26 protein-coding genes, 1 tRNA gene and 2 pseudogenes are annotated in these 26,073 nt (G+C 67.7%); 19 read left to right on the top strand and 10 right to left on the bottom strand.

Translation table 11 applies throughout. The annotated features are described in order from the left end of the window. Window positions 1-9: 9 nt before the first annotated feature. Window positions 10-1,449, bottom strand: coding sequence for a helix-turn-helix domain-containing protein (locus ALI144C_RS21155; protein WP_143230771.1), 1,440 nt, complete (start codon window positions 1,447-1,449; stop codon window positions 10-12). Window positions 1,450-1,525: 76 nt separating this feature from the next. Here ALI144C_RS21155 and ALI144C_RS21160 point away from each other — a divergent pair, with 76 nt between their 5' ends. The 3 genes and pseudogenes from ALI144C_RS21160 to ALI144C_RS58445 all read left to right on the top strand — a co-directional run bounded on the left by ALI144C_RS21160 (window position 1,526) and on the right by ALI144C_RS58445 (window position 3,129). Beyond that, on the top strand, window positions 1,526-2,413 hold the full coding sequence (locus tag ALI144C_RS21160) for a universal stress protein (protein ID WP_076988859.1): 888 nt from the start codon (window positions 1,526-1,528) through the stop codon (window positions 2,411-2,413). Between the two features lie 61 nt (window positions 2,414-2,474). After that, a pseudogene (locus ALI144C_RS59110) lies at window positions 2,475-2,759 on the top strand (FAD/NAD(P)-binding protein); the annotation flags it as partial. A gap of 37 nt (window positions 2,760-2,796) precedes the next feature. Then, window positions 2,797-3,129, top strand: a complete 333-nt coding sequence (locus ALI144C_RS58445; protein WP_076988860.1) for an FAD/NAD(P)-binding protein — start codon at window positions 2,797-2,799, stop codon at window positions 3,127-3,129. 215 nt (window positions 3,130-3,344) lie between these two features. Here ALI144C_RS58445 and ALI144C_RS21175 read toward each other — a convergent pair whose 3' ends face one another. Together ALI144C_RS21175 and ALI144C_RS21180 are read right to left on the bottom strand one after the other, a co-directional pair. Then, on the bottom strand, window positions 3,345-4,232 hold the full coding sequence (locus ALI144C_RS21175; RefSeq protein WP_076989137.1) for an SDR family NAD(P)-dependent oxidoreductase: 888 nt from the start codon (window positions 4,230-4,232) through the stop codon (window positions 3,345-3,347). Window positions 4,233-4,589: 357 nt separating this feature from the next. Continuing rightward, window positions 4,590-8,024 (bottom strand): tetratricopeptide repeat protein, encoded by a 3,435-nt coding sequence (locus ALI144C_RS21180; protein WP_076988861.1) that lies wholly within the window; start codon window positions 8,022-8,024, stop codon window positions 4,590-4,592. A 93-nt stretch (window positions 8,025-8,117) separates the two neighbouring features. Between ALI144C_RS21180 and ALI144C_RS21185 the strand changes: the two genes are divergently transcribed. From ALI144C_RS21185 to ALI144C_RS21195, 3 genes and pseudogenes are all read left to right on the top strand, one after another. Beyond that, window positions 8,118-10,064 (top strand): phospholipase A2, encoded by a 1,947-nt coding sequence (locus tag ALI144C_RS21185; protein WP_076988862.1) that lies wholly within the window; start codon window positions 8,118-8,120, stop codon window positions 10,062-10,064. Window positions 10,065-10,529: 465 nt separating this feature from the next. Further along, window positions 10,530-12,035, top strand: a complete 1,506-nt coding sequence (locus ALI144C_RS21190; RefSeq protein ID WP_076988863.1) for an LCP family protein — start codon at window positions 10,530-10,532, stop codon at window positions 12,033-12,035. Between the two features lie 133 nt (window positions 12,036-12,168). Further along, window positions 12,169-12,639 (top strand): annotated as a pseudogene (locus ALI144C_RS21195) (helix-turn-helix transcriptional regulator); the annotation flags it as partial. Between the two features lie 236 nt (window positions 12,640-12,875). Here ALI144C_RS21195 and ALI144C_RS21200 read toward each other — a convergent pair. Beyond that, the gene (locus tag ALI144C_RS21200; protein WP_076988865.1) at window positions 12,876-14,345 is read right to left on the bottom strand and encodes a flavin-containing monooxygenase; all 1,470 of its coding nucleotides are present in this window, start codon (window positions 14,343-14,345) and stop codon (window positions 12,876-12,878) included. A gap of 79 nt (window positions 14,346-14,424) precedes the next feature. On the opposite strand from ALI144C_RS21200, the gene ALI144C_RS21205 reads away from it, so the two are divergent. Next, window positions 14,425-15,063, top strand: a complete 639-nt coding sequence (locus tag ALI144C_RS21205) for a TetR/AcrR family transcriptional regulator (RefSeq protein ID WP_330359600.1) — start codon at window positions 14,425-14,427, stop codon at window positions 15,061-15,063. Between the two features lie 126 nt (window positions 15,064-15,189). Next, entirely contained in the window at window positions 15,190-15,639 is a 450-nt protein-coding gene (locus ALI144C_RS21210) for a hypothetical protein (protein WP_076988867.1), read from the top strand. Window positions 15,640-15,654: 15 nt separating this feature from the next. Here the strand turns inward: ALI144C_RS21210 and ALI144C_RS21215 are convergent, their stop codons facing one another. Continuing rightward, window positions 15,655-15,876: a DUF3618 domain-containing protein gene (locus ALI144C_RS21215; protein WP_076988868.1), complete on the bottom strand. Its 222-nt coding sequence runs from the start codon at window positions 15,874-15,876 to the stop codon at window positions 15,655-15,657. A 134-nt stretch (window positions 15,877-16,010) separates the two neighbouring features. Here ALI144C_RS21215 and ALI144C_RS21220 point away from each other — a divergent pair. The 3 genes from ALI144C_RS21220 to ALI144C_RS21235 all read left to right on the top strand — a co-directional run bounded on the left by ALI144C_RS21220 (window position 16,011) and on the right by ALI144C_RS21235 (window position 17,713). Continuing rightward, window positions 16,011-16,084: transfer RNA gene (locus ALI144C_RS21220), tRNA-Leu, on the top strand. A gap of 510 nt (window positions 16,085-16,594) precedes the next feature. Next, window positions 16,595-16,804 carry a hypothetical protein gene (locus ALI144C_RS21230; protein WP_076988870.1) on the top strand — a complete coding sequence of 70 codons (210 nt, stop codon included), beginning with the start codon at window positions 16,595-16,597 and terminating at the stop codon, window positions 16,802-16,804. A gap of 126 nt (window positions 16,805-16,930) precedes the next feature. Next, window positions 16,931-17,713 (top strand): TetR/AcrR family transcriptional regulator, encoded by a 783-nt coding sequence (locus tag ALI144C_RS21235; RefSeq protein ID WP_076988871.1) that lies wholly within the window; start codon window positions 16,931-16,933, stop codon window positions 17,711-17,713. Here the strand turns inward: ALI144C_RS21235 and ALI144C_RS21240 are convergent. Beyond that, window positions 17,673-18,122 carry a hypothetical protein gene (locus ALI144C_RS21240; RefSeq protein ID WP_076988872.1) on the bottom strand — a complete coding sequence of 150 codons (450 nt, stop codon included), beginning with the start codon at window positions 18,120-18,122 and terminating at the stop codon, window positions 17,673-17,675. The genes ALI144C_RS21235 and ALI144C_RS21240 overlap by 41 nt on opposite strands. Before the next feature lie 62 nt (window positions 18,123-18,184). Here ALI144C_RS21240 and ALI144C_RS21245 point away from each other — a divergent pair, with 62 nt between their 5' ends. The 7 genes from ALI144C_RS21245 to ALI144C_RS21275 all read left to right on the top strand — a co-directional run bounded on the left by ALI144C_RS21245 (window position 18,185) and on the right by ALI144C_RS21275 (window position 22,053). Beyond that, window positions 18,185-18,628, top strand: coding sequence for an NUDIX hydrolase (locus tag ALI144C_RS21245; RefSeq protein WP_076988873.1), 444 nt, complete (start codon window positions 18,185-18,187; stop codon window positions 18,626-18,628). Between the two features lie 26 nt (window positions 18,629-18,654). Further along, window positions 18,655-19,197 carry a GNAT family N-acetyltransferase gene (locus ALI144C_RS21250; protein WP_330359601.1) on the top strand — a complete coding sequence of 181 codons (543 nt, stop codon included), beginning with the start codon at window positions 18,655-18,657 and terminating at the stop codon, window positions 19,195-19,197. Between the two features lie 19 nt (window positions 19,198-19,216). Further along, the gene (locus tag ALI144C_RS21255) at window positions 19,217-19,450 is read left to right on the top strand and encodes a hypothetical protein (protein WP_076988874.1); all 234 of its coding nucleotides are present in this window, start codon (window positions 19,217-19,219) and stop codon (window positions 19,448-19,450) included. Window positions 19,451-19,614: 164 nt separating this feature from the next. Beyond that, complete coding sequence (locus tag ALI144C_RS21260) at window positions 19,615-19,797, top strand: hypothetical protein (protein WP_076988875.1); 183 nt, start codon at window positions 19,615-19,617, stop codon at window positions 19,795-19,797. Window positions 19,798-20,042: 245 nt separating this feature from the next. Next, window positions 20,043-20,504: a hypothetical protein gene (locus ALI144C_RS21265; protein WP_083753246.1), complete on the top strand. Its 462-nt coding sequence runs from the start codon at window positions 20,043-20,045 to the stop codon at window positions 20,502-20,504. A 20-nt stretch (window positions 20,505-20,524) separates the two neighbouring features. Then, a complete protein-coding gene (gene bcp / locus ALI144C_RS21270) occupies window positions 20,525-20,998 on the top strand; it encodes a thioredoxin-dependent thiol peroxidase (RefSeq protein WP_076988877.1) in 474 nt (157 codons plus the stop codon). A 116-nt stretch (window positions 20,999-21,114) separates the two neighbouring features. Then, entirely contained in the window at window positions 21,115-22,053 is a 939-nt protein-coding gene (locus tag ALI144C_RS21275; protein ID WP_076988878.1) for a hypothetical protein, read from the top strand. A gap of 7 nt (window positions 22,054-22,060) precedes the next feature. Here the strand turns inward: ALI144C_RS21275 and ALI144C_RS21280 are convergent, their stop codons facing one another. After that, a complete protein-coding gene (locus ALI144C_RS21280; protein ID WP_076988879.1) occupies window positions 22,061-23,203 on the bottom strand; it encodes an FAD-dependent monooxygenase in 1,143 nt (380 codons plus the stop codon). 43 nt (window positions 23,204-23,246) lie between these two features. On the opposite strand from ALI144C_RS21280, the gene ALI144C_RS21285 reads away from it, so the two are divergent. Next, window positions 23,247-23,828, top strand: a complete 582-nt coding sequence (locus tag ALI144C_RS21285) for a TetR/AcrR family transcriptional regulator (RefSeq protein ID WP_076988880.1) — start codon at window positions 23,247-23,249, stop codon at window positions 23,826-23,828. Window positions 23,829-23,879: 51 nt separating this feature from the next. Here the strand turns inward: ALI144C_RS21285 and rdgB are convergent, their stop codons facing one another. Genes rdgB through ALI144C_RS21300 form a run of 3 tightly spaced genes read right to left on the bottom strand, consistent with a single transcriptional unit; the run spans window position 23,880 to window position 26,055 of the window. Continuing rightward, window positions 23,880-24,488: an RdgB/HAM1 family non-canonical purine NTP pyrophosphatase gene (gene rdgB, locus ALI144C_RS21290; protein ID WP_076988881.1), complete on the bottom strand. Its 609-nt coding sequence runs from the start codon at window positions 24,486-24,488 to the stop codon at window positions 23,880-23,882. Further along, window positions 24,488-25,261 carry a ribonuclease PH gene (rph, locus tag ALI144C_RS21295; protein ID WP_076988882.1) on the bottom strand — a complete coding sequence of 258 codons (774 nt, stop codon included), beginning with the start codon at window positions 25,259-25,261 and terminating at the stop codon, window positions 24,488-24,490. The genes rdgB and rph overlap by 1 nt, the downstream gene beginning before the upstream one ends. A gap of 23 nt (window positions 25,262-25,284) precedes the next feature. Next, window positions 25,285-26,055: an MBL fold metallo-hydrolase gene (locus ALI144C_RS21300; RefSeq protein ID WP_076988883.1), complete on the bottom strand. Its 771-nt coding sequence runs from the start codon at window positions 26,053-26,055 to the stop codon at window positions 25,285-25,287. Between the last annotated feature and the right edge of the window lie 18 nt (window positions 26,056-26,073).

The raw sequence follows: 26,073 nt of genomic DNA on the forward strand, positions 1-26,073 counted from the left end.
AACTGCGCATTACTTGTACAACTGGAGTGCCACCCACAATTCGGCCCGTGTGCTGGTGGCTTCGAGGCTCCGGCCGGTGAGTTCTTCGATCTTCCGCAGCCGGTACCGCAACGTGTGCCGGTGGATTTCCAGCCGCGCGCTCGACTCGCCCCAGTTGCCGTCGCACGCCAAAAAGGTCCGCAGCGTGCCGATCAGATCGACGGTGGACTCGTACGCGCGCAATGGAGCCAGCAGGGCGTCGGCGTAGGCGCGCACTTCCGGGGTGTTCACGTGGGACACCAGGCCCTGGTCGACGACGTCGGCCTTGGTCACGATCACCGGTCCCGTGCCGAGTAGCGCACCCGAAAGCTTCACCACTTCGGCCGCCGCGTCCGGCACCTTTTCCCACGCCACGGCCTCACTGACAGCGGCCCGTCCACGTCCGTCCAGCAGGTCGGCCAACTGGCGAACACCATGACGTTCAAACACGCACAACAGGTAGTCGCTGCCCTGGACGAACAGCGCGTCCGGGATCTCCCTCTCCACAACGGCAGCAACGTCAGCGGACGCCACGTCACTACGAACGACCGCGACGCGGACCGGGGGTTTGGGCAACACGACCCCGGTGCCCAAGGCGTCCTCGCTCAGACCGTGGATCAGGAATTTGGCGGCAGCCGCTCGCAACGAACGCTCCACCCGCCGGACAGCTGTCACCTGGTCGCCCTGGAACGCCAACAAACTCAGCGCCATGCCGATCACGCTGTGCCCGTCCGTGGTCAGCTTCGGCGTGCCGACAGCCAGATAGCCGCCAAGGTGATCAACCGGATGCACGGACACCTGCGCTTTGTCGGCCGACCACGACAGCGAGAACCGCCCAGCGGGCGACACCCGGTCCACCTCGGCCTTGACCCGTTTGAGCTCGCGCCTGGCCTTGGCCGGGGCCGCCGCCACGGTACGAAAGTCCTGGTCAAGCAGCATGGCCCAGCCGTTGAGCCATCGCGCCAGGTGGCGGACGATCTCGCCGGGCACGTCGGGCGCGGCCAACGAACGGATGAGCGCGCGTTCGACGTCGGCGGTCGAGCGCGCGGCGCGGACGGCGGTCCGTGCCATGTCGTCGGCCACGTATTTGGTGATGTCCGAGAACCTGGTCTCCAGCGGTACTTCGACCAGCGGCATACCCGCGTCCTGGCAAGCTTTGAGCAGCCCGGCCGGGACGGCCTTGTGCGACAGCCCCACGCCGAACCCGATGCCCACCACACCGGCCTGGCCGAGTCGCGCCACGTATGGGCCGGGCGGCCCCAGTTGCAGGCCTGTGGTCAGCAGCAGCGTCCCGGCGCGCAGGAACGGCCCCGGGTCGGCGAGCTCGCTGACGTGCACCCAGCCGACCTGGCGGTTGGTCGCCTCGTCACCCGCCAACACCCGCAGACCGAATTCGCGCTGGCGGACAAGTGCGGCCAGAGTGAGTGTCACGGGCTCACTGTCGCACGCGGTGGCCAGGCCGACCGGGACGCAACGCTGAAGATCGACACCGAGCAAAGGAGACGTGATGTCCGAATCCGCACACGACGCTGTTGTCGTCGGCTACGACGGCTCGCCTTCGGCGCGCCGGGCAGCGCACTGGGCCGCGAGGGAGGCGGCCACGCGGCGCAGGCGACTGGTGATCGCGCACGCGTTCCGTTGGCCGTTGACCGAACTGACGCAGCTACGCACCGAAATGGTGGTGCTGTCGGAGGACCCGTTCCGTGGCGAATACCAGAGACTCGTCGACGAACTCGTCGCAGAGTGCCAGCCGCTGGCCGGTGGCAACGAAGTTCAGGGCGCGGTGATCACAGGCGACCCGGTCGACGTGTTGGACCGACTCGGGTCGAGCGCGAACCTGCTCGTGCTCGGTTCGTCCGGCCATGGTGCTGTGCACCAGGTGCTGTTGGGGTCCACATCCGCGGAGCTTGTCCGGTCTACGAACGCGCCCGTCGTGGTGGTTCGCGAAACCGACCAGCCCGCTCGACGCCGCCGGGTAGTGGTCGGCGTCGACGGTTCCGCAACGAGCACACGCGCGGTCGATTTCGCGTACGACTTCGCCACGCGGCACAACGCCGACCTGGTCGCCGTGCACGCGTGGAGCGATCTGCCGTTGGAGGCGCTCGGTGCGGTCAGCGAGCGGGGCGTGAACTGGAGTGTTGTCACCGACCAGGCCAAGGCCGTGTTGTCCGAGGCGCTGGCCGGCCACTCGGCCCGGTACCCGGATGTGCGGGTGCAGCCGCTGGTAACGATGAGCAAACCGGTCGAGGCCCTGCTGGCCCAGGGCGACAACGCGGACCTGGTCGTCGTGGGCAGCCATGGCCGCGGTGCCGTACGCCGGATGCTGCTCGGCTCGGTCAGCCAGGCGGTCCTGCACTACGCGAAGTGCCCTGTAGCGGTTCTCAGGCCGGAGTGACCGCCACGTCCACTGGGTGGGCACAGTTGATTCCTGGCCAGGCATTCCGACTTTTGAACAGGTGGGGTCCTCCAGGACAGTCGCGATCGTCGGGGCAGGCCCACGCGGAACCAGTGTGCTGGAACGGCTGGGCGCCAACATCGATCTGCTTGGCTCTGGCGAACTGGATGTACACCTGATCGACCCGTACCCGCCTGGCCCCGGCCGGGTGTGGTGGCATGCCCAGTCGCCGCTGCTGCGGATGAACTCCATGGCCGAGGACGTCACGATGTTCATCGACGACAGCGTCCAATGCGAAGGTCCGGCCATGCCTGGCCCGTCGCTGGCACAGTGGGCGAGCCAGGTCCGCTCCGGCGAGGTCGACGCGACCGGGACGGACCGGGATGCTCACGGAGATCCATGCGTTGACTGGCACGAGTTTCGCGACGCGCCACGTGCAGAGCGCCTATCTGTCCTGGTTCTTCACGGACATCATGGCCAAACTCGGCGACAGCATTTCAGTGAAACTGCACAAGGACACCGTGCTGCGGGTCACGGGTGGGGTGGCCGAGCCGCAACTGGTCTGGCTGGCCACGAGTGCCACGCCGATCATGGCGGATGTCGTGATCTTCACGCCGGGCCACCTGGACACCCTGCCCACCGAGGAGGAGTCCGGCCGGCGCCGCAATCCAGCGCACCGGCAACGTGCTGCTCAGATCACTGTACGAATCCGGTGACGGCGCGGCGGAAGTGCTGTCCGGACCGCGCCACGAGACCGGTCGATTGCTGGTGACACCGACTGATCTGCGGCTGGTGGACAGTTCAGGCCGTGCCCAGCCGCGGCGGTTCGCGTTAGGGCGCCGACGAGTGTGGTCGCGGTGGCGGCGTTCGCCCGCCCGAACGTCAACTCGCCGGCGTTCCGTCAAAACGACGTCGTTTGCCCGTGCCGCCCTCAGGAAGCTGTAGCGGGAACGATCCATTTGCGCAGCCTTGGCGGGAGGCGCTTCTCCAATCCGTACGGCTCCAGGTGCGCCTGGAAGACCTCGTTGAACGCGTGCTCGACGCCGTCGGAGTCCCAGACGTCACGTTCCAGGATGGGTGCTTTGAAGTACGGCTGCCCGACGATGTGCAGCTGCGGGCCATTGCACCGGACCACCTGCCCAGTGATCCCGTGCGCTCGGTCGGACAGCAGGAAGAGCGCCACCGGACTGATCCGGCTCGCGGTGCGGTCCGGCGGGCACGCCCGCAACGAGCGCTCCGACTTCCACACCATCCTTGTGTGCGCCAAGGGACACAACGCGTTGACCCGGATTCCCGCGTCTTCCATGTCCAGCGCCCACGAGTACGTCAGCGACGCGACCGCACCCTTGGTCGCCGCATAGGTTCCCAGCTTTCTTTGCCCGAGATGAGCTCCTGAGGACACGTTGACGATCGAACCGCCACCCTGTGCCCGCATCTGCCGCGACGCCGCGACACCCACGTACATCACCCCGAGGACGTTGACCTCGACCAGCTCCCTCATCTGGTCGAGGTCCTCGTCCCACGGCAACGACTCGTAGTTCAGCCCGGCGTTGTTGATCAGGCCGTCCACCGAGCCGAACTCCCGGACACACAGGTCGATGATGGCCTGCGCTTGGCCGGGATCGGCCACCGAGTGGTCGCTTGCGACGACCTTGCCGCCTTGGGCACGGATGTTCTCCGCGGTCCGTTCCGCCAAGTCGCTGTCTATGTCGTTGACCACGACAGCCGCGCCCGCGTGGGCGGCGTGCAGCGCGAACGCCTCCCCAAGGCCGCGCCCAGCCCCGGTTACGACCACTGCCTTCCCGTCCAAGAACCTCATGGAGTCCAGTGTCGACACCGGCCTGAGCCCGGATGGGTGACCGGCGACGAACGGTCTGGACATTGCGCCAAACGTCTCAACGAGTTCACCCGCGCCGTAGAGCGGCGCCTATCACCGAACAACGCGAAGTTGTGAATCCAACTGCCGATCCTCGGCGCGAAATTGCCGGTCCCCCATTGAGGACGGGCCTATAACAGCAGCTCAGAGCGTGTTTGAAGCTGCCGTTGAACACCGTTCGGAAGTACAGGGAATCTTCACTGTAGATCCACTGTCCAAGACTAACGTTCCAGATACCCGGAACGCGTATTACGGCATCGGGGGGTATGTCGTAATACGCACCGGGCACCGATGGACAGCTCACAGGTCCTCGACCGGGGGTACGCCGAGCGCGGTGAATATCGCATCCGCGGCACCGCGCTCGACCATCGCTTCCCCCGCCTCACCCAGGCCGCGCAGCACGAGGCTCTTCGCCTGGCGCGCCCACGCCTCCACCAGCCGTTGCCCCGTTTTTCGCGCGATGGCCAACGCCTGCTGCGCGTGGTCGTACGCCCTGGAGAAGTCATTGAAGGCCAGGTGGCCCAACGCGAGCACCGTCAACGCCCTCGCCTCCAGCAACCGCATGCCGGAGTCCCGCATGACGGCCAACGCGTCACGCGCCGCCGTGAGCGCTTCCGCAACGTGCCCTGACCGGCGCAGCGCGGCGGACATCCCGATCAGCACCGAAGTCTCGCCATACCGGAATTCGATGTCCCTGGCCAGCTGCAGTGCGTCCCGGTAGTGGCTCAACGCGATGCCCGTGTGGCCGCGTCGCATGTGTGCGGTCGCCACGATGTCCAGGCCGCTCACTTCGTGACGCCGCTCGCCCAGCTGACGCCCTTGCGTGATTCCCGTACGCGCCAGCACGACCGCTCGCCGGTAACGCCCCGCGTCGCAGTGGGTCTCGGCGAGGCAGATGATCGTGCTCACCTCCCCGTGCCGGTCGCCCAACTGGCGGCACGTTGCGAGCGCGCGCAGGTGACACTGCACGGAGTTGTCCAATTCGCCCATGGCCCAGTGCGCGAGCCCCGCGCCGTTCAAGGCGCGCGCTTCCACGTATCGGTTGCCCAGTTCACGGGCGAGCATGATCGACTGTTTGTGCCAGCTCAATGCTTGGTCCGGACGGCCAAGGGACAGTTGCGCGACGCCGACGTAGTTCAAGCCGGTCGACTCGCCGACGCGATTGCCGGTCTCGCGGTGGATTGTCAGGGCCTGCGAGTAGTAGCTGGCCGCCTGCGCGGGCCTGCCCAGTTGGGAGTGCACGCGCCCGAGGTTGTGCAACGACGCGGCCTCCCCGGCGCGATTGCTGATTCGCCGGTTGAGCGCGAGCGCTTCGTTGTGGTGGGTGATCGCGCGCTGGTAGTCGCTGAGGTTGTAGTACAGAAGACCGAGGATGTCGAGCATCGACGCCTCGGCCAGCTGGTCGCCTTCCTGCCTGGCCGCGTCGAGCGCCACATGGCAGCTCTCCAGGCCGTCGACTCCGTGACCGCGGCTGATGAAGTACCCGCGCAGCACATCGGTGATGAGCCAGGCGTACTTGCGTGGCCCGTTGGCCGCCGCCCAGTTCACCGCGGCGATCAGGTTCGGGCGTTCGGCGTCCAGCCAGCTGATCGCCTCGGTCTCGTCGGCCAGCATGACCACGTGCGCGCCGTCGGCCATCTTGGGCACCGACAGCCGGGACGTGTCCGGGAACAGCAGGCTCGTCGCCGCGTGTGCGGTGTGCAGGTAGAAGTCGAGCAGCCGGTCCAGTGCCTCGGTCGCGTCGTCTTCACGTGCCCGGAGGCTCGCGTATTCGGCCAGCAGGTCGTGCAGTCCGTAACGGTCGTTGGGTTCCGGGTGCACGAGGTTGGCGGACACGAGGTGGCCGAGCCCGCGGCGCACCTTGGCCGGGGTGCCGCCGGTGACCGCGATCGCCGCGTCCGGGGAGAAGTCCGTGCCGGGGATCAGGCCAAGGAGGCGGAACAGGTTCTGCGAGTCCGGTTCGAGTTGGGCGTAGGACAGGTCGAACGCGGCCTGGACCGCGCCTTGCTCGTCGCCCTCGACACTCAGCCCGGCGAGCCTGCCGTGCCTGCGGAGGTCCGCCGTGTACGCCGCGATCTCGGTGTGTGGCCCGGAGTTGATGTTGGCGGCGGCGATGCGCAACGCCAACGGCAGGTAGGCGCACGCTTCCAACAGGTCGGCGACGGACGCGGACTCGTCACGCATCCGGTCCTGGCCGATGCTGCGGGCCAGCAGCGCCTTGGCCTCGTCGGGGTGCAGGCCGTCCAACGCCAGCCGGTAGGCGCCTTCGCGTGCCGACAACCCGCCGAGCCTGCCACGGCTGGTCACCAGGACCAGGCAGCCCGCGCTGCCTGGCAGCAACGGCCGGACCTGGTCGACGCCGCCGGCGTTGTCCAGCACGATGAGGACACGCCGGTTGGCCAGCAGCGTCCGGTACAGGCCCATGCCCTCTTCGACGTCGATCGGGACCTGCTCCGAGGGAACCCCCAGGGCGTGCAGGAACCGGGACAGCGCGTCCAGTGGCCGAACAGGTGCGCCAGAGGCGTACCCACGCAGGTCAACATACAACTGGCCGTCCGGATACCGGCTGCGCACCCGATGCGCCCAATGCACGGCCAACGCTGTCTTGCCGACGCCCGCGATGCCTTCGATGGTCACGATGATCACCGCGCTGGCCTGGCTCCCCTCGGGGACCAGGGCGTCCAGCGCGTCCAGTTGGGCCTCGCGACCGGCGAACCCGGTGACGTCCGCGGGCAGTTGCGCCGGGACGCTGCGGCCCGGTGACGGGGCCACCAGGGTCGTCGCCGGTGATTCCCGTTGCAGGATCCGCAGGTGGGCCTCGCGCATCTCCACACCGGGCCGGACGCCGAGCTCATCGGCCAGCCGGTCACGGACTTCGCCGAACAGCCGCAGCGCGGCGGCCTGCTGCCCGGATCCGGCCAGTGCCAGCATCAGCCGCGCGTTGAGCCCTTCGTGCAGGCCGCCGTGCAGCGGATCCTCGCCGGTCAGCCGTTGCAGCTGGACCGCGGCGTGTTCGTGCTGGCCCAGCGCCATGGCCAAGTCGGCGTAGCTCAGCACGACCGCCAGGCGGCGCTGCGCGAGAGCCATCGCGGCCGGATGCTGGCGCAACCGGTCCGGCATGTCCGACAGCACACCGCCGCGCCAACACTGCAGCGCTTCGACAAACGTCACCTCGGCGGTGTGCGGGTCGCTGTTCGCCAACGCCCGTGCCCGGGTGGCCAGTCCGTCGAACCGCAACACGTCCAGGCTGCCCTCGTCGGCTTTCAGCAGGTAGCCGCCATGCGCGGCGGCGATCGGCTGGGCCGGGTCCAACGAACGTCTAAGTCGTGCGACATATGTATAAACGAGGTTCAACGAGGACTTCGGCGGGTGCTCTCCCCAGAGCACGTCCACGATTTCCTCACGGGTGACGACCTGGTTCGGCTGCAGCGCCAGCAACGCCAGCAAGGACCGGGGCATCGACGGCCCGATGTCGACAGGGCCCGCTCCCGTCCGCACGCTCAGCGGCCCCAGCGCACCGATCCGCAGTTCGGTGCGGCCGTCCAGCACCAGGCCGACGACCTCGGCCAGCCGTCGCATCGACGCCGGTCTCGGTTTGGCGACTCGGCCCTGCTCGATGTACCGGACCGCCCGAACGCTCACTTCGGCGCGGTCGGCCAACTCCTGCTGGGTCAGCCCAGCACGGACCCGGTGAGCGCGCAGCAGCTCACCCAACTCGTTCGGCCCGGACGCCATAGCGATGATCCTGCCCGAACAACCCGGCCAGCCATACCGGATCCGAGGGCCCACCCCACCGCGTGATCCCGGGGTGGGCGGTAGTTTCGGCGTGTGCGCAGGTTGCTGGGGGTGTTGGCGGTCACAGTCGCGGCTTTGACTTTCGGGATAGTCGCGTCCCGCCCGGCGCCACCACCTGGCCTCCTTCCCGCGGACGGCCCGCTGGCGGCGGACATCGGGGCGGCAGCGCGCACGATCGAGGCGCAATTGGACTCCGCGTCCGGTGTCGATCCGATCGCCCTGTTGCCCGCTGACTTCACTGCGGTGGAGAAAGTCGTGCCTGGTCGGCTGCGTGCGCCAGACGGAACCATGCGCGCGGTCCACGTGGACGGTGGCTGCTCCACGCCAATGGGCGACGAGAACACCAGGTGGGACTACAGCGTCGGATGCAAGGCGCACGACCTGGGGTACGACCTGCTGCGGTACGCCGAGAAAAAGGGCCACCCGCTGCCCGCCGACCTGCGCCGCAGACTGGACGACCAGTTGTCCAGGGACATGCACAAACAGTGTGAGCTCAATCCGCAGAACTCCGCGGGCACGTGCCGGATCGTCGCCGACGTGTACACGGCCGGGCTGGTGGTCAACTCGTGGCACCAGCGGTGGGGGCCGCCGCGGGCGGAACCGATCTCGTCGTGGGCTGTCGGCCTGATAGTGGTGGTCATGCTGCTGGCCGGACGGCCACCGTGGAGCCGTTTGCGCAGGTCAGCGCCTGACCCTCCGGAAGCGCCACCCGTTGACTACATGTCGATGCTGCGGGTGCTGAGCGTGGCCGGGATCGTTGTCGGCGAGACCGTCCTGGCGTTCACGCACACCGGCGGTCTCTGGCTGTTGCGGCTGGCTCCGTTGCTGTTCTTCGCAGGTGGACACGCCAACCTCATGGCGTGGCGTTCCTCTGGCCACGACTACGGGTCCTATCTCGCGATCCGGATTCACACACTGCTCAGACCGGTGTTCGCGTTCGTGCTGGCCTGGCTGCTCATCCCGTTGACCCTGGAGTTGCTGGACGCCCCCGAGGACACGATCACGTCGGTCGGGTCGCTGGTGCTCGAACCTCTCTGGGTACTCGGACTGTTCCTGGTGACGGTGGCCGCGTGCCCGGCGATGCAGTGGCTGCGTGACCGATTCGGCGCCGTTGTTCCCCTGGTGCTGCTGGCCGGTTCGACGGCCGTGCACGTGGCGGGGTCGACCGGTGCGTACCTGTTGACCAGCGGGCTGTTGCTGGCTGTCGGATTCGGCCAGTTGGCGTTCCACTGGGACGACGGCACGTTGCGCCAGATCCCCCGCCCGGTGCTGTTCGGGGTGGCCGGTGCGGCGCTGATCGCGTTCGTGCTGCTCGGGTACATGCCCCTGTTGGGTATCGCTCAGGTCAGTCTGGCGTGCACGGTCCGGTCGTTCGCCTGGGTGCCGGTGCGGACTGTCGGTTTCCTGCGGTCCCGGCCCATGACGGCGTATCTGGTGTACGTCGGGATCGTGCTGGTTTTCGCGGGCCTGACCAGTTCCGCCGGGTTCGACTGGTTCACCCGGCCACGTACGTGGCTGGCGGTCTCGATGATCGCGGCGGCGACGCTGGTGGCGTTCCTCTGGTACGAACGTCGCCCCCGTCCGGTGGCCGAACTACCTGGCCCGATCAACGGCGTGCGGACGCTCGCGTGCGCACTCGGCGTCGGCTACGCGACGCTCGGTGTGCTCGGATTCGCGGTCACCGGCGTGACCTGGCAGGTTGGCGCGCCCGCCGTGTTCGGCATGGCCTTGGACCCGATGGCCAATTTGATCCACCTGATGCTCGGCGGGTACCTGCTGCACGTGGTGCACAGCGGAAAAACCGGCAGAACTTGGCCATGGCTGTTGACAGCGGCCGCCTGCGTCCCGCCGATCATGTCCACGTGGAGTGTGTCCGGTGCGATCGTGCACGGTGCGACTGTGATCTTGGCGCTGGCGGTCGCCGGGAACGTCACGGTGACCAGGCGGCGTGACCGAGCGAGTGTCGTCAACGCTCGGTAATCTCGCATGGATGTGGCGCACGCAACGCGCCACATCGGTTCCGACGGAGTCTTCGCTGGTCAGATGGGTCGAAAGATCGATCAGGGCGGCTGCGGCACGCCGTACCGTGACGTGGTGGACGCCCCGGCCGGGATGGTGTGCCACCCTACCGGTCAACCGGAGGCCCTCCCGGAGCGTCCATTGATAGGTAGTCGGGACAGGGCACAGCCGAGGTGACGGGAGAGGTAGTTGGAGTACGGGCCGCCTAGGTCGAGCGGCCGCGCTGGCGACCAGGGTCGAGGAGGACGTCCGGTGCCGCCGCGTGGTCAGCAGGGTGCGCCACCCCGTCGACGGGTGCCGCCATCCGGTCGTGACCAGCTCCCCCGAGATCGCCAGTCCGCACGTCCGCCGATGCACGACCAGGACTTCCGAGACGAAGGTCCGCGCTCGCGGTCGGTTCCGCCCCGCGATCGCACACGACCGCGCGTGGCCAGTGAGCCGCGCCGTCCGAAGATGGTCGGGGGCAAGGTCGCGGTCGCCGTCGTCTCGCTGATCCTGCTCGGTGCCACCGGCTACGGCTACAACAAGTACAGCGAGATCGTCGACGGCTACACGACCGCGAACGTGATCGACGGGGACGCGGGCGGCCCGAAACCGGCGGACGGCGCGACCGACATCCTGCTGGTCGGCCTGGACAGCCGGGTGGACAACCAGGGCAACCCGTTGCCCAAGGAAGAGCTGGCCAGGCTGAACGGCGGCAAGGCCGACGGCGAGCTGAACACCGACACGATCATCCTGATGCGCATCCCGAACGACGGCGGCAAGGGGATCGGTATCTCGATCCCGCGTGACTCGTACGTCAACATCGCAGGCGGCTTCGGCAAACACAAGATCAACTCCGCGTATGGCCGCGGCAAGGTCAGCGAGATGCGCAAGCTGAAGAACCAGGGCATCAAGGACCAGCCGAAACTGGAGGTCGAGTCCAACAAGGTCGGCGCGAAGACCCTGGTCGACACGGTCCAGGAGCTGACCGGGGCGCGGATCGACAACTACGCCGAGATCAACCTGTTCGGCTTCGCCGACATCACCGACGCGATCGGCGGCATCCCGGTCTGCCTGGTCAAGGCGGCCAACGACCCCCTCTCAGGCGCTCACTTCCCCGCCGGGGAGCAGGAGGTGTCCGGTCCGGCGGCGTTGTCGTTCGTCCGCCAGCGGCACGGTCTGCCCAACGGCGACCTGGACCGGATCGTGCGCCAGCAGGTGTTCATGAAGAGCATGGCCAACAAGGTGCTCAGCGCGGGCACCCTGACCGACCAGGGCAAGCTGGACAAGCTGCTCGCCGCGATCAAGAAGTCGATCGTGCTCAACCAGGGCTGGAACATCGTCCAGTTCGCCAAGCAGATGCAGGGCATGTCCGGTGGCGCGTTGAACTTCAAGACCATCCCGACCGGCCGTCCCGACCTCAAGACACCGGAGGACGGGGACGCGGTCGAGATCAAGCCCGCCGAGGTGAAGTCGTTCGTGCAGGGCCTGCTCAACGGTGGGCAGGCGGCCCCGTCGAGCGGCGCGCCGTCCCCGTCGGACAAGCCCGGTGACTCGGACAACAAGGCGATCACGGTCGACGTGCGCAACGGCAACGGCAAGACAGGGCTGGCCAACCAGGTTTCCGAGGCACTCGGCGGCAAGGGCTTCACCGCTGGTGAGACCAGCAACGTGAAGACCAGGACGACGTCCGTGGTCCGCTACGCGCGCGGCGAGAAGGAAAACGGTGACAAGGTCGCCGCCGCACTCGGCGGGGACTACACAGTGGAGCAGGACACCACGCTCGCCAAGGGCCACGTGGCCGTTTTCCTGGGCAAGGACTACAAGGCGACCAATGGCCTCGCAGGAGAGCCCTTGCTGCAACTCGACCCCGGGCCTGCCCGGACCCAGCAGCAGCCCGGTGGCTCGGCGCCGAGGATCGGCTCCAACGGCGCGCCCTGCGTCAACTGACCGGCTCGAACTCCGACCACAGGCCACCTGGCTGAACCCGGGCCCACGCGACCCGGGTTCACTCGTTCGGCGTAACACTGGAAGAAAAAGCTACTTTCGCGTAAGAGTGCCGCTACTGGCGAGTTTCACCTGTGTGTTGTTCGACGTGGTTGTGTACCAGCGGGTGCTCGGGGACGAGATCCGCAGGTTGCGCAAGAAGCGCGGCCTGACTCGCAAGCAGCTCAATCGCCGCTTGCAGAGTGACATCTCGCTGCAGACGCTGGCCACCTACGAACTGGGCACGCGGCAGTGCTCGATGGTCCGGTTCGTGGAGATCTGCCTGGCGCTGGACGAGCTACCCCATGAGTTGATCGCACGCGTGCACGAGCGGGTGTTCACCGACTCGCCACGCGGCCGGGTCCGGATCGACCTACGCCAGGTCGTCCGCGACGACCATCCCGAACTACTGCCGCTGCGGCGCTGGGCACGGGACAGACTCGACCACCATCCCGCGGGACACACCGTGGGCGCCGCGGAGGTCCACCTCGACTTCGCCGCTCTTGAACGCATGGCCGAGCTGTGCGGCATGGACACCGTTGACCTGATCGGCCTGCTGCGCCGGATCGGGGGCGCGCCCAGCGAGCCCCCCATCTACCTGGACCACGTCGACGACCACGACGAGAAGCGGAACGGCAACCACAGCGCGGGCCCGGACGGCAGCGGGGGGAACGGAGCAGGCTGAGGGCCTTGTGCCGCGGGGCCTCCCTGGCGCCCCGCGGCACGAGACCACTTCGCGTCGAATCTTTCAGCTGGGCTTCACAGCGAGGGTTGTGAAGCCCAGCTTCACGAGCCGTGCGGCGGCTAGCTGATCAGGTCGAAGTCGGCCGGATCGACCGAGCGCGTCTCCAGCCAGTAGCGCCACGTGAAGCCCGGCCACACAGTCCGGTTCACGCCCATCGAGTCCAGGTACCAGCTCTTGCACCCGCCCTGCGTCCACACGCCGTTGACGAGCTTGCGCTGGATCCGGTCATTGAAGCCGTCCTGCACAGCGGGCTTGACGTTCAACGCCTTCGCCGCACTGCGCTCGACGAGCTCGATGGCGTCGGCGACATACCGGATCTGGGACTCGATCATGAAGACGACCGAGTTGTGCCCGAGCGCCGTGTTCGGGCCGAGCAGGAAGAACAGGTTCGGGAAGCCGGAGACGGTGATGCCCTTGTGCGTCTGCATCCCCCGGTCGCTCCACACCTTCGCCAGGTTCTTGTCCTCGAGCCCCACCACTTCCAGTTCGTCGAACGCATCGGTGACATGGAAGCCGGTCCCGAAGATGATCGCGTCGACCTCGTGCTCGGTGCCGTCAGCCGCGATCACACTGTGCTCACGCACATGCGTGACGCCTTCGGTGACCACGTTGACGTTGTCGCGCGCCAGCGCCGGGTAGTAGTCGTTGGACACCAGGACCCGCTTGCAGCCCATCGTGTAGTCCGGCGTCAGCTTGCGGCGCAGTTCGGGGTTGCTGATCTGGCGCGCCATGTGGCGGCGAGCGAGCCACTCGCCCGCCTTCATCAGGCGTGGATTGCCGTTGAACCCGATGGCCCGCGCCTCGAGCAACCAGTAGATGGCGTTGCGGTACAGCCGCTGCGCTCCGGGCACGGACTTGAACACCCGCTTGCTCCACTCCGGCATCGCGTGGTCCGGTTTGGGCATGATCCACGGCGGGGTGCGCTGGAACAGGGTGAGCTCGGCGGCTTCGGGGGCGATCTGGGGCACGAACTGGATCGCGCTCGCACCTGTCCCGATCACCGCGACGCGCTTGCCACGCAGGTCGTAGTCGTGGTTCCACTCGGCCGAGTGGAAGACCTCGCCCTTGAACTCCGGCAGGCCTGGCAGTTCGGGAATCCTCGGGATGTGCAGACCGCCCATGCCCGAGACGACGAACTTGGCGACGTACTCGTCGCCGTTGCGCGTCCTGAGATGCCAGCGGCTCTCGTCGGCGTCCCACCGCGCGCCGACCATCTCGGCGCCGAACCGGATGTAGTCGCGTACGCCGTACTTCTCGGTGACGCCGCGCAGGTAGTCCCAGATCTCGGGCTGCGGCGAGAAGGAGCGGCTCCACTCCGGGTTCTGCTCGAACGAGAAGGAGTACATGTGCGACTGGATGTCGCAGGCGCACCCGGGGTAGGTGTTGTCACGCCATGTGCCGCCGACGTCCTGCGCCTTCTCCAGGACCAGGAAGTCGGTCCGGCCTGCTTTGCGCAGCTGGATGGCCATCCCCAAGCCGGAGAACCCGGTGCCGACGATCACGACGCCGGTCTCGTACCGCTTGCCCATCTGACCTCCAAGCCTGTCAGGGTCCGCCCGATGTTACCGATAGTAGGTTACTTCAAGTAGGAAACGGTAGACTCAACTTGTGACAAGTGCGGAGACCAGGACCGAACGCCGCCGCCGGATGCCACGGGCAGACCGGGAGCGGCAGATGATGACGATCGCCGAAGCGGTCTTCGCCGAGCGCGGGTACGCCGCGACCTCGATGGACGAGATCGCCGACCGCGTGGGCGTGTCCAAACCGATGATCTACGAGTACTTCGGCTCGAAAGAGGGCCTGCTGGTCGCCTGCATCCGGCAGGTGCGCACTGAGCTGCGGGAACAGACCGCGCAATCGGTGATCGGGGCGCGCTCGCCCGAAGAGGCCCTGCGCAACGGCCTGGTGGCGTTCTTCCGGTTCACCGACGACCACCGCCGGTCATGGGAGTTGCTGCTGCGCACCGAGACAGCTGTGGTCGGCCCGGCTGCCGTCGCCGAGATCGAAACGGCCCGCCAGGAGCAGATCCAGCTGCACATCGCCCTGTTCTCGGCGTACATGCCGGACGCGGACGAGCAGTCGCTCGAAGCGGCCGCGGAGATCCTCGTCGGCGCGTGTGAGCGCCTGTCCGTCTGGTACGTGCGACATGACGACGTGACACCCGAACAGGCGGCTGAGCACATCATGCGGATGACGTGGTTCGGCCTTCAAGGGGAGGTCACTCAGCAAGATGACCACCCTCAGTAGCAGACCGAGGCGAGGGGTAACACTCTGGATCGATCACCCGCTGCTGAAGTGTCGAGATAGGCTCGTAAGACGTCTAATGGTGACGAGCAAGCTCGACGAAGGAGCCGCGGCGAGAGGGGCCGGCCCATGATCGAACCGATCGAAGCGAACTACGTGCCGGATGGCGACGACTGGACCATCACGATCGTCGGCAGAGGTAAAACCCTCACCGCCACAGCACCGGGACTGATAGCGGCCCGCGACCGGGCGGATCAGATGGTCGACGAACTCGCCGGCGACGAGAAGAACCGCACCGTGGTGCACCGCCTTGACGGCGACGCGCTGGAGTTCACCACGGCGTACCTCAACGCCAGACTGGCCAAGCCGCAGCACGTCGACGAGCTCGCGGACGACAAAGCAGCCGCGACGGCGCCGGACACCGAGAACGCGACCGCGGAGAAGGACAAACCCGAACGGGCCAGGCCCACCGAGCGGGCCTCCCCGGCAAAGGCCTCGTCAGCCAAGGACGGCGCGGCACCGGCCGACGCCGGGAAGACCGCGGGAGACGAGCCGGCGGAAGCGGCTACCGGCTCGTAGTCCCCACGAGGTGGCTCAACGGAAGAGCCCCCGCACGACGACGACCGCGACCAGCACGCCGACGCCGATGAGCGCGGCCTTCACCCTCGGGTCGTCGAACTTCGACTTCACGCTCGCCGTGGCGTCGTCGACCAGCTTCTTCGGGTTGGCTTTGACGCTGAGCTGGTCGAGTGTGGACGCCAGCGCGTCACGGGCCTGCTCGATGTCGCGCTGAATGGTGTCAGGATCGCGGGCCACATGTCCTCCAAAGCTGCCTGGCTCTCGGCGCACCACGGTAGATCACCCGGCCCGCACCCGCGGCCCCGGGATATGACCGGCGGCGGACTGGCCACCGCCCACTGCCACTAGGCTATGGCCCGCGAAGTCGAAGAGGGGCCGTAGCCCAATTGGCAGAGGCACACGGTTTAGGTCCGTGCAAGTGGGGGTTCAAGTCCCCCCGGCCCTACACGTATGGCGTGACCTGCGCAAAACCAGCGTTTCCGGGCCAGTGAATCGGGCGCTGAACCGTCTCGGGACGACTACGGGGCGACGGAGATCAACACCCGGACGTCCCGGGGCGCAGCGAAGCCCCCGGGATCGTCAGCTTGGCCGCGCCGCCCGCTGCTGCCGTTTCCGATCCGATGCTGGGGTCGAGTCGCAGGCGGTGAGGCTCAACAGCACGTGGCAGCGGCACGCTCACACGATCGTGGGGCAACACGGGACGGTTCTTGACATGCATCGGATCCGGACCTCTCAGGGATGCAGCGATCCGGCGTTCGGCCGCGGTGAGCAGCGCCAGTCTGCCGAGTGGCATCGCAATGCCGTTGCGATCGGGCTGTCTGCCGATGCCTGATCGCGGCGGACATATTCGTGATCTTCAATTCGCGTTTGGACACTCCGTATTCGCATATACGGCAGGAAACCCGCACCATTGGGCGACTTGTGCGACAAGCCCGGCCACGCCAGGGTTCAACGCATGACCTATCGAGATCTGACCATCCGGGTGCTAGGTGATTTCACCAACCGGCAGTACGCGAGCCTCGCCTACGAGGTGGGCCTGCGCCTCGAGGCCGCGGGCCTGGGCAAGCAGGCGATTCTGATGACCGACGGCAAGATCTCGGGCATCGAAATGGACATGGCGTACTCCTCACCGGACACCGCACCGCCCACGCGGGTCAAGAATTGATTTGTGATCATTCGACGCCCGGCTCGCCGCCGATAATCGGGTTCTCCGGAATCCCGGCCACCCGCTGAATTGCTCCCGGCTCGCGCTGTACGGTTGCGGCCGTAAGGGGCGCTGCGGGAGGCATCGGTGATCGAGTACGGCGGTTCAGGGGATCCTTCGCGAAGCCTCGCGTTGCTGTGGCGCACGACCGAACGGCCAAGCCGGGGCACCAAACCCGCGTTGACCGTCGACCGCATCGTCCGGACCGCGATCGACCTGGCCGATCAGGAAGGCCTCGCGGCGCTGTCGATGCGCCGGGTCGCCGACCAGCTCGGCGTCGGGACGATGACCCTCTACACCCACGTTCCCGGCAAGGTCGAACTGCTGGACGTCATGGTGGACACCGTCTACGGCGAGACCTCACGGCCGGACATGGACGGCAGGGCGTGGCGCGAACGGCTGGACCAGGTTGCCCGAGAGAACCTGGCTCTCCATTCGCGCCACCCCTGGCTGCTGCACGTCCCGACCACCCGCCCGCCGCTCGGGCCGAACCTGATCGCCAAATACGACTACGAGCTGCGGGCGGTCGCCGACACCGGGCTGAGCGAGGTCGAGATGGACGCCGTGCTCACCCTCGTCCTGCAGTACGTGCACGGCGCCGCTCGCGTCAGCGTGGAAAAGACCCGCGCCGAACGCGAGACGGGGATGACGGACAACGACTGGTGGGCCGCGCACCAGCCGTTCCTCGCTCAGATCGGGGACGCGGAGAAGTACCCGGTCGCGGCGACCGTCGGCGCCGCCGCCGGTGCGGCGTTCGACGGCACGATCGACCCCGCCTTCGCGTTCGAGTTCGGGCTGGACCGGCTGCTCGACGGGATCGAGGTGTTCGTCAGCCGCTCAGCTGATCGCCCCAGCCGCCCTGCACCATAGTCTGGAACAGCCACTGGCCGTCCTTTTTGACCAGCAGGTCCGCGTAGCGCACCGACTGGGCCACGCCGTCGATCGTGAACGTCGCGTCGGTGACCACGAGGACCAGCTGCTTGGTCAGGAAGATCGGTGTCCGGTTCGACTCCATCTTCAGGTCGCCCGCACCGCCGACGACCTGGGACATGCTCTCGACGAACTGCTCACGGGTCTGCTGAGCCGCGCCGCCGTTGCCCGACTCGTCGCTGTCACTGACGATGTTGAGCGGGAACAGGGCCATGTCGGCCATCTGCTCCAGTTCGGCGTTGGCCACGTGCCCGTCGTACTTCGCGAACCACGCCTCGACGCTGGCCACGTCCTCGGCCGACGCCTCGAATGTGCCGCTGGCCGCCACTGCTTCCGGAAGATCCGCCATATCCCTGCCTTTCGATGCTTACCGTACAGTGTACGGCATGGTCCGCGTAGCAGGATCGACCCATGACCGACCGGCACATCGTGGACGTCCACCTGCTGTTGATCAGGAACGGCGAACTGCTGCTGAGCCGTCGCCGGGATCCGTCACCCCGTTTCGACCGCCAGTGGCACATGCCGTCCGGCAAGCTCGACGCCGGCGAGTCGGTGCTGGCCGCCGCGGCGCGTGAGGCCGAGGAGGAGATCGGCGTCCGGATCGAGCACGACGACCTCAGGCACGTGCACACGTCCCACGTGACCAGTTCCGGGATCGAGCCGAGGCTGGGGTTGTTCTTCGAGACACTGCGGTGGACGGGTGAACCGGTCAACCGCGAGCCGTCGAAGTGTTCCGAACTCGGCTGGTTCGACCCGGACGACCTGCCGGACGACATGATCGAGTACTCGGCGGCCGGCGTGCGCGCGTACCGCGCCAACCAGGGGTTCGCCCAACTCGGGTGGCCGACAACCTGAGGTGGCCGAATTCGCGCGCCACCAGAATGGGTCACGTGACACAGCTGCAAACGGCGCACACGGCCGACCTGGACACCGCTACCCGGAGCGCGATCCGGGCACTGATGCTTTCCGCCTTCGACGGTGACTTCTCCGACGACGACTGGAACCACGCCCTGGGCGGCATGCACACCCTGCTCTGGGACGGTCAGGACCTGATCGCGCACGGTGCCGTCGTACAGCGACGGATGCTCGTCAACGGGCGTTCTCTGCGGGCCGGGTACGTCGAGGCTGTGGCCGTGCACCCCGCCCGACGCCGCCAAGGACACGGCGGCACGGTCATGGCGGACATCGAACGGATCGTGCGAGGCGGCTACGACCTCGGCGTGTTGGGTGCCAGCGACGACGGCGCGGCCCTGTACAGGGCACGCGGGTGGCGACTCTGGACAGGACCGTCGTCGGTGCTCACGCCTGAGGGTGTCGTCCGCACCGACGACAACGACGGCAACATCCATGTCCTGCCGGTGGCTGTCCAGGTGGACCTGTCCGCCTCGATCATCTGCGACTGGCGGGAAGGCGACGTGTGGTGACCACAGGTACGTTGTGGACATGACGACGCCCGGGTCACTGCCGCAGCGCTCGGTCTGCCATGGCTGCCGTCAGGTCACCCACATCCGCCTCGAGGACGAGGACGACGTAGCCATCCTCCGGCCGATGACTGTGCCCGGCCAGGGCTCGATCTACCACGAGATCGCCCCGGGTGTCATGGTCGAACGGCCGTGCGCGGTCTGCGGCGATTCGGACGACCCCGGCTGGATCGACGGGTTCACCCCGCCCGTCTGACTCTCCCGAAGTGGCTGCTCCGCACGACCACACCCCGGGTTCCGGTTCTCCACCGGCTCGATCCCGGGCGACCGGCCTGTTCCGGCGATACTCCACCCGGTGGCTTGACCATTCCGGACAAACTGACACCATGTCGAAGGACTGGTCGACTGGAGGTCTGGACCATGCGAGGACTCGAACCGCTGCGGCGGGCGCTTCGCGTGGTTGACTGGTTCGAGGCGCGCGGCGTCTACGTCCCCGGCGAGGACAACCACCCTGTCTCGCCGTGGCGGGACTTCGGCTGGCTGATCGCCTCGTGGCTGGTCACCGTCGGCCTGTTCGTGGTGTTCTTCGCCATGGCGGCCTGATCCGGCCCACGGGGTGTCCACGGTCACTCCTGGTGCCTTTTCGGTTACGGAATGGCCACATCACGACACCAGCTCCGACTCGACCCGGGCATCGCTGTGGGTATTTCACGCGACAAGCCCCACCCTGTGGGAGTCGTACATCCTCACTCCCCATAGGCCGAAAGCAGGAACCCGTGAGACCCGTCGGACTGGCGGTCGCCGCATGTGTAGTCGCTGCGCTGGCAGCAGGGTGCAACGCGGGTGTGATGAGCAGCGCGAGCGCGACCGGGGTCTCCCCCGCCGCCGCCCCGGACACGATCTCCGAACGACCCGCCAAGTTCGGTGAGCGCAGGACGGTCAGTCGCGGGTCTTTGACGGTCACCGTCCTGGCGCCGAAGTCGTTCGTCCCCGGGAACACCGCGTACCCGCAGTCGCCGCGTGCCGTCGCGTTCGAGGTCGTCCTGGACAACCAGGGCAGCCGGACGTACCGGCCCGCCCAACTCGTGGTCAAGGCGACCGGTCCCGCGGGCAACGCGGTGGACCCCGTGGTGGACAAGACGCAGGGTTACGCAGGTGGCGTCAACGCCGACGCGGAGGTGCCGCCGGGCAAGAACATCCGGGTGACGTTCGCGTTCGCGGTCCCGGCCGACCCGATCGACCTGACGGTCACGGTGCAGCCCGACATCGCGGCCGCGGCGGACCGCGCCGAGTTCGAAGGCACCTCCTGAGCCGGGTACCTTCTGCGGCTATGAGCGAGCAGAAGAGGCTGGCCGTCGGCGACCCGGCTCCAGAGTTCACCCTCCCCGACAGCACCGGCAAGCCGGTGTCGCTTTCGGACTACCGCGGCCGGTCGGTTGTCGTCTACTTCTACCCCGCCGCGGGCACGCCGGGATGCACCAAGCAGGCGTGCGACTTCCGGGACAACCTGGCCGAGTTGAACGACGCCGGTTTCGACGTCGTCGGCATCTCCCCGGACAGCCCGGCGAAGCTGGCGAAGTTCGTCGAGGCCGAGGAGTTGACCTTCCCCCTGCTGTCCGACGAGGACCGCTCGGTGATGACGGCGTGGGGCACCTTCGGCGAGAAGCAGAACTACGGCCGGACCGTGATGGGAGTGATCCGCTCGACGTTCATCGTCGACGGTGACGGAAAGATCACCAAGGCCGGCTACAACGTCAAAGCGACCGGCCACGTCGCCAAACTGCGCCGCGACCTGGGCGTATAGCCTTTTTCATCCATGGCTCAACCTCCGGGCGAGCAGCCGCACTGACGCACTGACCTGCCCGAAAGTTGAGTCCATCCGGAATCAACTTGGGATCCCGCCTCAAGCGTTTGCTGGGCATGAGGCGGACACCTTGGACGTTGGCGGCGGTCGCGCTGGCGACCGCCGTGGCAGGGCTCAGCGGATGCGCCACACCACAGGCGGGCCCACAGCCCACACAGGAGATACCGATCCTGACCGGACCACCGGACGCACCGGCGCCGCCGGAGTGGACGAACCCACCGGGCGAGAAGTTATCCGCGGCGTCCGCGACGGCCGCGTCGCCGTCCAACGTGGCGCAACCACCCAAGAGCCTCAACATCGACGAGGTCGTCCGCAGAGTCGCGAGGTCGGAGAAGGCCGCGGCGGTCGTCGTGAAGGACCGCACCTCCGGCACCGTTGTGCTGTCGGAGAGGGCGGACCGCTCGTTCTACGCAGGCTCGCTGGTCAAGCTGATGGTCGGGGTGGACGCGCTGATGCGCCACCCTGGTGACAGCAGGATGGCTCAAGACGTCAACTACATGATCAAACGCAGCGACGACCAGATGTGCAGCAGGTTCTGGATGTCCGAGGGCGGCGGCGTGGCGATCCTCAGCCGCATGCGCCAGCAGATGGGCCTCAAGGGAACGAAGGCACCGACGGATCCCGGCCAGTGGGGCAACACCTTCATCACGGCCAACGACATGGTCCGGGTCTACGAGTACATCCTGACCCAGGCGCCGGCGGCGATCCGAACGGTCATCGTCGACGCGATGGCCAACGCGACCGAGTACGGGTCGGACGGCGTCCGGCAGTGGTTCGGCATCCCGTCCTACGGCACCAAACAGCAATGGGCCGTCAAACAGGGCTGGACGACCAGCGGCAAGGGCCAGATGTCCGTGCACAGCACCGGCCTGGTCGGGAAGAACTGGCACTACATCGTGATCCTGCTGACCGAGCACCCGGAAGGTCAGAAGTTCGAGGTCCCGATGCGCTCAGTCACCACGGCCGCCGCGGCTGTCGAGCCGTACCTGACGTAACCGCAGGTCAGTCAGTTGTACTAGGGGGAGACCAGTTGTACATCTGGCTGAACGAGCGCACCATCGCCGAGGCAGGCACCAGTTTCATCATCCGGTCCCTGGCGGCCGCCACCACGGCCGAGGTCGTGAGGCCCACCCGGCCGACCTGCCTCGACCTCCTGACGATCGACTGGGTCCGGCGCAGGCGCAGGCTGTCGTAGCGAACCAGCGCCGAGGTGAGGTCATTGCTGCGGGCGACCACACCGAGGGTCACGGCGTCCTCCAGCGCCTGGCACGCCCCTTGCCCCATGTTCGGCGTCATGGCGTGTGCGGCGTCGCCGACCAACACGACCGGCCCGTGCACGTAGGACTTGAGCTTCGGCAGGTACGCCAGATCGTGCCGGAGGATCTTGTCCGGTGTCGCCTCGCTGAGCAGTCGCGGGATCGGATCGGTCCAGCTGTCGAACCTGCGGTGCAGTTCGGCCAGTTCGCCGTCCGGGCTGCGGCCACCTGCCGGGACGGTCGCACCGGCGAACATGTACACCTGGTCCTGGGGAAGTGGGACGAGGCCGAACTCCTCGCCGCGGCCGTAGAACACGCCGGCGACGTCCAGCCGCTTGCCAGGTCGGTCCAGGACCGCGCGCCAGGCCGTCGCGCCGGCGTAGACCGGATCACTGCCCGGCCAGAACCGGGACCGCACGACGCTGCGGTGCCCGTCCGCCGCGACCAGCAAATCCGCAGGTGACTCCCCATGGCTGTGTGAAACGACCACTCCTTGCCCGGCCAGGCGAGCGCCGGTGATCTTCGTACCCGTGCGCAGCACACCCGGCGGCACGGCCTCGAGCAGCGCCGCTTGCAGCTCCGCCCGGTGCAGTGCCACAGCCGGTCCGAACCGACGGTCCAGCAGGGATGTGTCGGCGCGGATCAGCCAGTTGCCGCGAGAATCCATGACCCCGCCGCTGCCCGCGAGCACTCCGACGTCACGGACGCGGTCGCCGAGTCCAATGTGGTCGAGTGCCCGCAACGCGTTCGGCCAGAGGGTCAGCCCGGCGCCCACTTCGCCGAGTTCGGGCGCCTGCTCGTAGACCTCGACGTCCCATCCCGCCCTGTGCAACGCGATCGCGGCCGCGAGGCCACTGATTCCCCCACCCGCGATCACCGCTGTGGCCACGACGCCCCTCCTCTACGCCTGTAGAGGACTCTACACTTGTAGAGTGCCTGACCGTCGAGCCGAGCTGCTCAATGCCGCGATCGTCACACTCGCGCGTGAGGGCATGCGTGGACTCACGCACCGTGCCGTCGATCGAGCAGCCGGTGTCGCGGAAGGATCGACCTCGTACTACTTCCGCACCAGGGAGGCGCTGCTGGCCGCTCTGCTCGACCATCTCGCCGCGTTGAGCGCAACAGACATCGACACCGCGGACATCGACACCGTGAAGATCGACACCGGCCGCACCGAGGATCTCGACGCGGTCGCCGGACTGATCGAGCACTGGGCAACCGCGGGACGTGACCGCATGATCGCCCGGTTCGAGTTGACGCTCGAAGCCACGAGGCGGCCGCAACTCCGCCACGCGTTGGACCAACTCGGCGGCCGTTTCCGCTCGATGGCCGAGGAACTCCTCGCCGCGAGGCGGGTGCCCGATCACACGCGCCGCGCCGCGAACCTGGTGGCACACATCGACGGCCTGCTGTTCGACCAGATCGCCGGGGCGGGCCCCGTCCGGTCCCGCGACGACCTGAGGGACGCGCTCATCCCGCTGTTCGCCGCCGCCCTGGCCGACCAAGAGCTGTGAAGTCCAGCTTCACAAGCGGCGACCGCCGTCTTGTGAAGCTGGACTTGAAAGTCAGGACGACGCCAGCGCGCGCAGGTGCGGAAGCAACAGGTCCAGCGCACGGCCGCGGTGCGAGATGCGGTCCTTCTCGACCGACTCGAGCTCCGCCGAACTGCGGGTCTCGCCCTCCGGCACGAAGATCGGGTCGTAGCCGAAGCCGTTGGTGCCCCTGGCCTCCCGGATGATCCGGCCCGGCCACACGCCCCGCACGACCACGTCCTCCTGGCCCGGCACGACAAGCGCGAGCGAGCACACGAACGCGCCGCCCCTGCGCTCATCCGGCACGTCACCGAGCTGGTTGAGCACCAGATTCAGGTTCGCCGAATCGTCGCCGTGTGAACCTGCCCAACGCGCGGACAGCACGCCCGGCATGCCGTTGAGAGCGTCCACCTCAAGGCCCGAGTCGTCCGCGACCGTGGGCAGCCCGGTCGCCTTGACCGCGTCCAGCGCCTTCGCGTGCGCGTTCTCCTCGAACGTCGCACCGGTCTCGGGCTCCTCCGGGTACTCGGGCACATCGTTGAGGCTGACCACCTCGATGCCCGAGATACCGGCTCCTTCGAGGATCCGGCGCATCTCCACCAGCTTCTTGGCGTTGCGGGTGGCCAGCAGGAGACGCTTCACTACTTCGCCTTCTTCCTGCGCGGCGACGGCTCCGGCAGCTCGCCGGGATACGGCTGCGCGAGCACCTCGGCCTGCATCCGGCAGAGCTTCTCGGTCCCCGCCAGCGCCAGGTCCAGCATCTGGTCGAGGGTCGAACGGGCGAACGTCGCGCCTTCGCCGGTGCCCTGCACCTCGACGAGAGTGCCCGCGTCGGTGGCGACCACGTTCATGTCGACCTCGGCGATCGAGTCCTCCTCGTACGGCAGGTCCAGCCGGACACGGCCGTTGACCACGCCCACGCTCACCGCGGCGATCGCGCACGACAGCGGCTTCGGGTCGGCGAGGCGATCCGCCGCGCCGAGCCACGTGACCGCGTCGGCCAGGGCGACGTACGCACCGGTGATCGCGGCCGTCCTCGTGCCACCGTCGGCCTGGATCACGTCGCAGTCGATCATGATCGTGTTCTCGCCGAGCGCCGACAGGTCGATGCACGCCCGCAACGACCGGCCGATCAGCCGGCTGATCTCGTGCGTGCGTCCGCCGACGCGGCCCTTGACCGACTCGCGGTCGCCGCGGGTGTTGGTCGCCGACGGGAGCATCGCGTACTCGGCGGTCACCCAACCGAGCCCGGAGCCGACCCGCCAACGCGGTACGCCCTCGGTGACGCTCGCCGCGCACAGCACCTTGGTGTTGCCGAACTCGACCATCACCGAGCCGGCCGGCCACTTCTGGAAGCCACGCGTGATCCGGACTTCCCTCAGCTCGTCATCGTTTCTGCCGTCACTTCGCGCCACCCGGCCACCCTACGAGATACGCCTCAGACGGTGTACGTGTCCCCAAGCTCGACCAGCCGGGCGTCGCCTTGGTAGGCCTGGCGCGCCTCCGCGAGCACGGCCTCCCGGTCGGTCCACGGCGGCACATGGGTGATCAGCAGCCGCCGGGCACCCGCACGGCTGGCCAGCTCACCGGCTTCCCGGCCGGACAGGTGCAGGTTCGGCGGACGCCCCGGCTCGTGCGTCCAGGACGCCTCGGCCAGCAACACGTCCGCACCTTCGGCGAGTTCGTCCAGCGCGTCGCACGGGCCGCTGTCGCCGGTGTACACCAGGGTCCGGCCGCCGTGTGAGATGCGGAACCCGAAGGCTTCACAGGGGTGGTCCACCGGGCGCGCCATCACCTCGAACGGCCCGACCTGGACGGTGTCCGCGGCGAGCGCCCGGAACTCGAAGACGTCCGACAGGTCGGTACCGGCCAGTTCGGCGCGGTCCGGGGCGTAGGCACGGGCGAGCCTGTCCGGGGCCTCCTTGGGCGCGTACACCTGCAGGCGCTGCGTCCTGGGATCCCTGGACGGCTTGGGGTGGTAGCGCCGGAAGACCGTCAGCGCGGTGAAGTCCGCGCAGTGGTCAGGGTGTAAGTGCGACAGGAGCAACGCGCCGAGCAGGAACGGATCGCAATAGCACTGCAGCTCGGCAAGCGTGCCGTTGCCCAGGTCCATCGCCATCAGGAAGTCGTCGGCCTCGATCAGATATCCCGAGGCAGGCGAGTTCGGGCCGGGAACGCTTCCCGAACAGCCCAGCACGGTCAGCAACACGATGCACAGCGTTACATA

Source organism: Actinosynnema sp. ALI-1.44 (genome assembly GCF_001984155.1).
Lineage (GTDB): Bacteria > Actinomycetota > Actinomycetes > Mycobacteriales > Pseudonocardiaceae > Kibdelosporangium.

What these genes read in the sequence shown, in the direction of transcription:
- ALI144C_RS21255 (WP_076988874.1), top strand. Translation starts at nt 19,217, where the DNA reads ATGACGACGCCCGGGTCACTGCCGCAGCGCTCGGTCTGCCATGGCTGC.
- ALI144C_RS21275 (WP_076988878.1), top strand. Translation starts at nt 21,115, where the DNA reads ATGAGGCGGACACCTTGGACGTTGGCGGCGGTCGCGCTGGCGACCGCC.
- ALI144C_RS21200 (WP_076988865.1), bottom strand. Translation starts at nt 14,345, where the DNA reads ATGGGCAAGCGGTACGAGACCGGCGTCGTGATCGTCGGCACCGGGTTC.
- ALI144C_RS21210 (WP_076988867.1), top strand. Translation starts at nt 15,190, where the DNA reads ATGATCGAACCGATCGAAGCGAACTACGTGCCGGATGGCGACGACTGG.
- ALI144C_RS21230 (WP_076988870.1), top strand. Translation starts at nt 16,595, where the DNA reads ATGACCTATCGAGATCTGACCATCCGGGTGCTAGGTGATTTCACCAAC.
- ALI144C_RS21160 (WP_076988859.1), top strand. Translation starts at nt 1,526, where the DNA reads ATGTCCGAATCCGCACACGACGCTGTTGTCGTCGGCTACGACGGCTCG.
- ALI144C_RS21260 (WP_076988875.1), top strand. Translation starts at nt 19,615, where the DNA reads ATGCGAGGACTCGAACCGCTGCGGCGGGCGCTTCGCGTGGTTGACTGG.
- ALI144C_RS21180 (WP_076988861.1), bottom strand. Translation starts at nt 8,024, where the DNA reads ATGGCGTCCGGGCCGAACGAGTTGGGTGAGCTGCTGCGCGCTCACCGG.
- ALI144C_RS21240 (WP_076988872.1), bottom strand. Translation starts at nt 18,122, where the DNA reads ATGGCGGATCTTCCGGAAGCAGTGGCGGCCAGCGGCACATTCGAGGCG.
- ALI144C_RS21245 (WP_076988873.1), top strand. Translation starts at nt 18,185, where the DNA reads ATGACCGACCGGCACATCGTGGACGTCCACCTGCTGTTGATCAGGAAC.
- ALI144C_RS21175 (WP_076989137.1), bottom strand. Translation starts at nt 4,232, where the DNA reads ATGAGGTTCTTGGACGGGAAGGCAGTGGTCGTAACCGGGGCTGGGCGC.
- ALI144C_RS21250 (WP_330359601.1), top strand. Translation starts at nt 18,655, where the DNA reads ATGGGTCACGTGACACAGCTGCAAACGGCGCACACGGCCGACCTGGAC.
- ALI144C_RS58445 (WP_076988860.1), top strand. Translation starts at nt 2,797, where the DNA reads ATGCTCACGGAGATCCATGCGTTGACTGGCACGAGTTTCGCGACGCGC.
- ALI144C_RS21265 (WP_083753246.1), top strand. Translation starts at nt 20,043, where the DNA reads ATGAGCAGCGCGAGCGCGACCGGGGTCTCCCCCGCCGCCGCCCCGGAC.
- bcp (WP_076988877.1), top strand. Translation starts at nt 20,525, where the DNA reads ATGAGCGAGCAGAAGAGGCTGGCCGTCGGCGACCCGGCTCCAGAGTTC.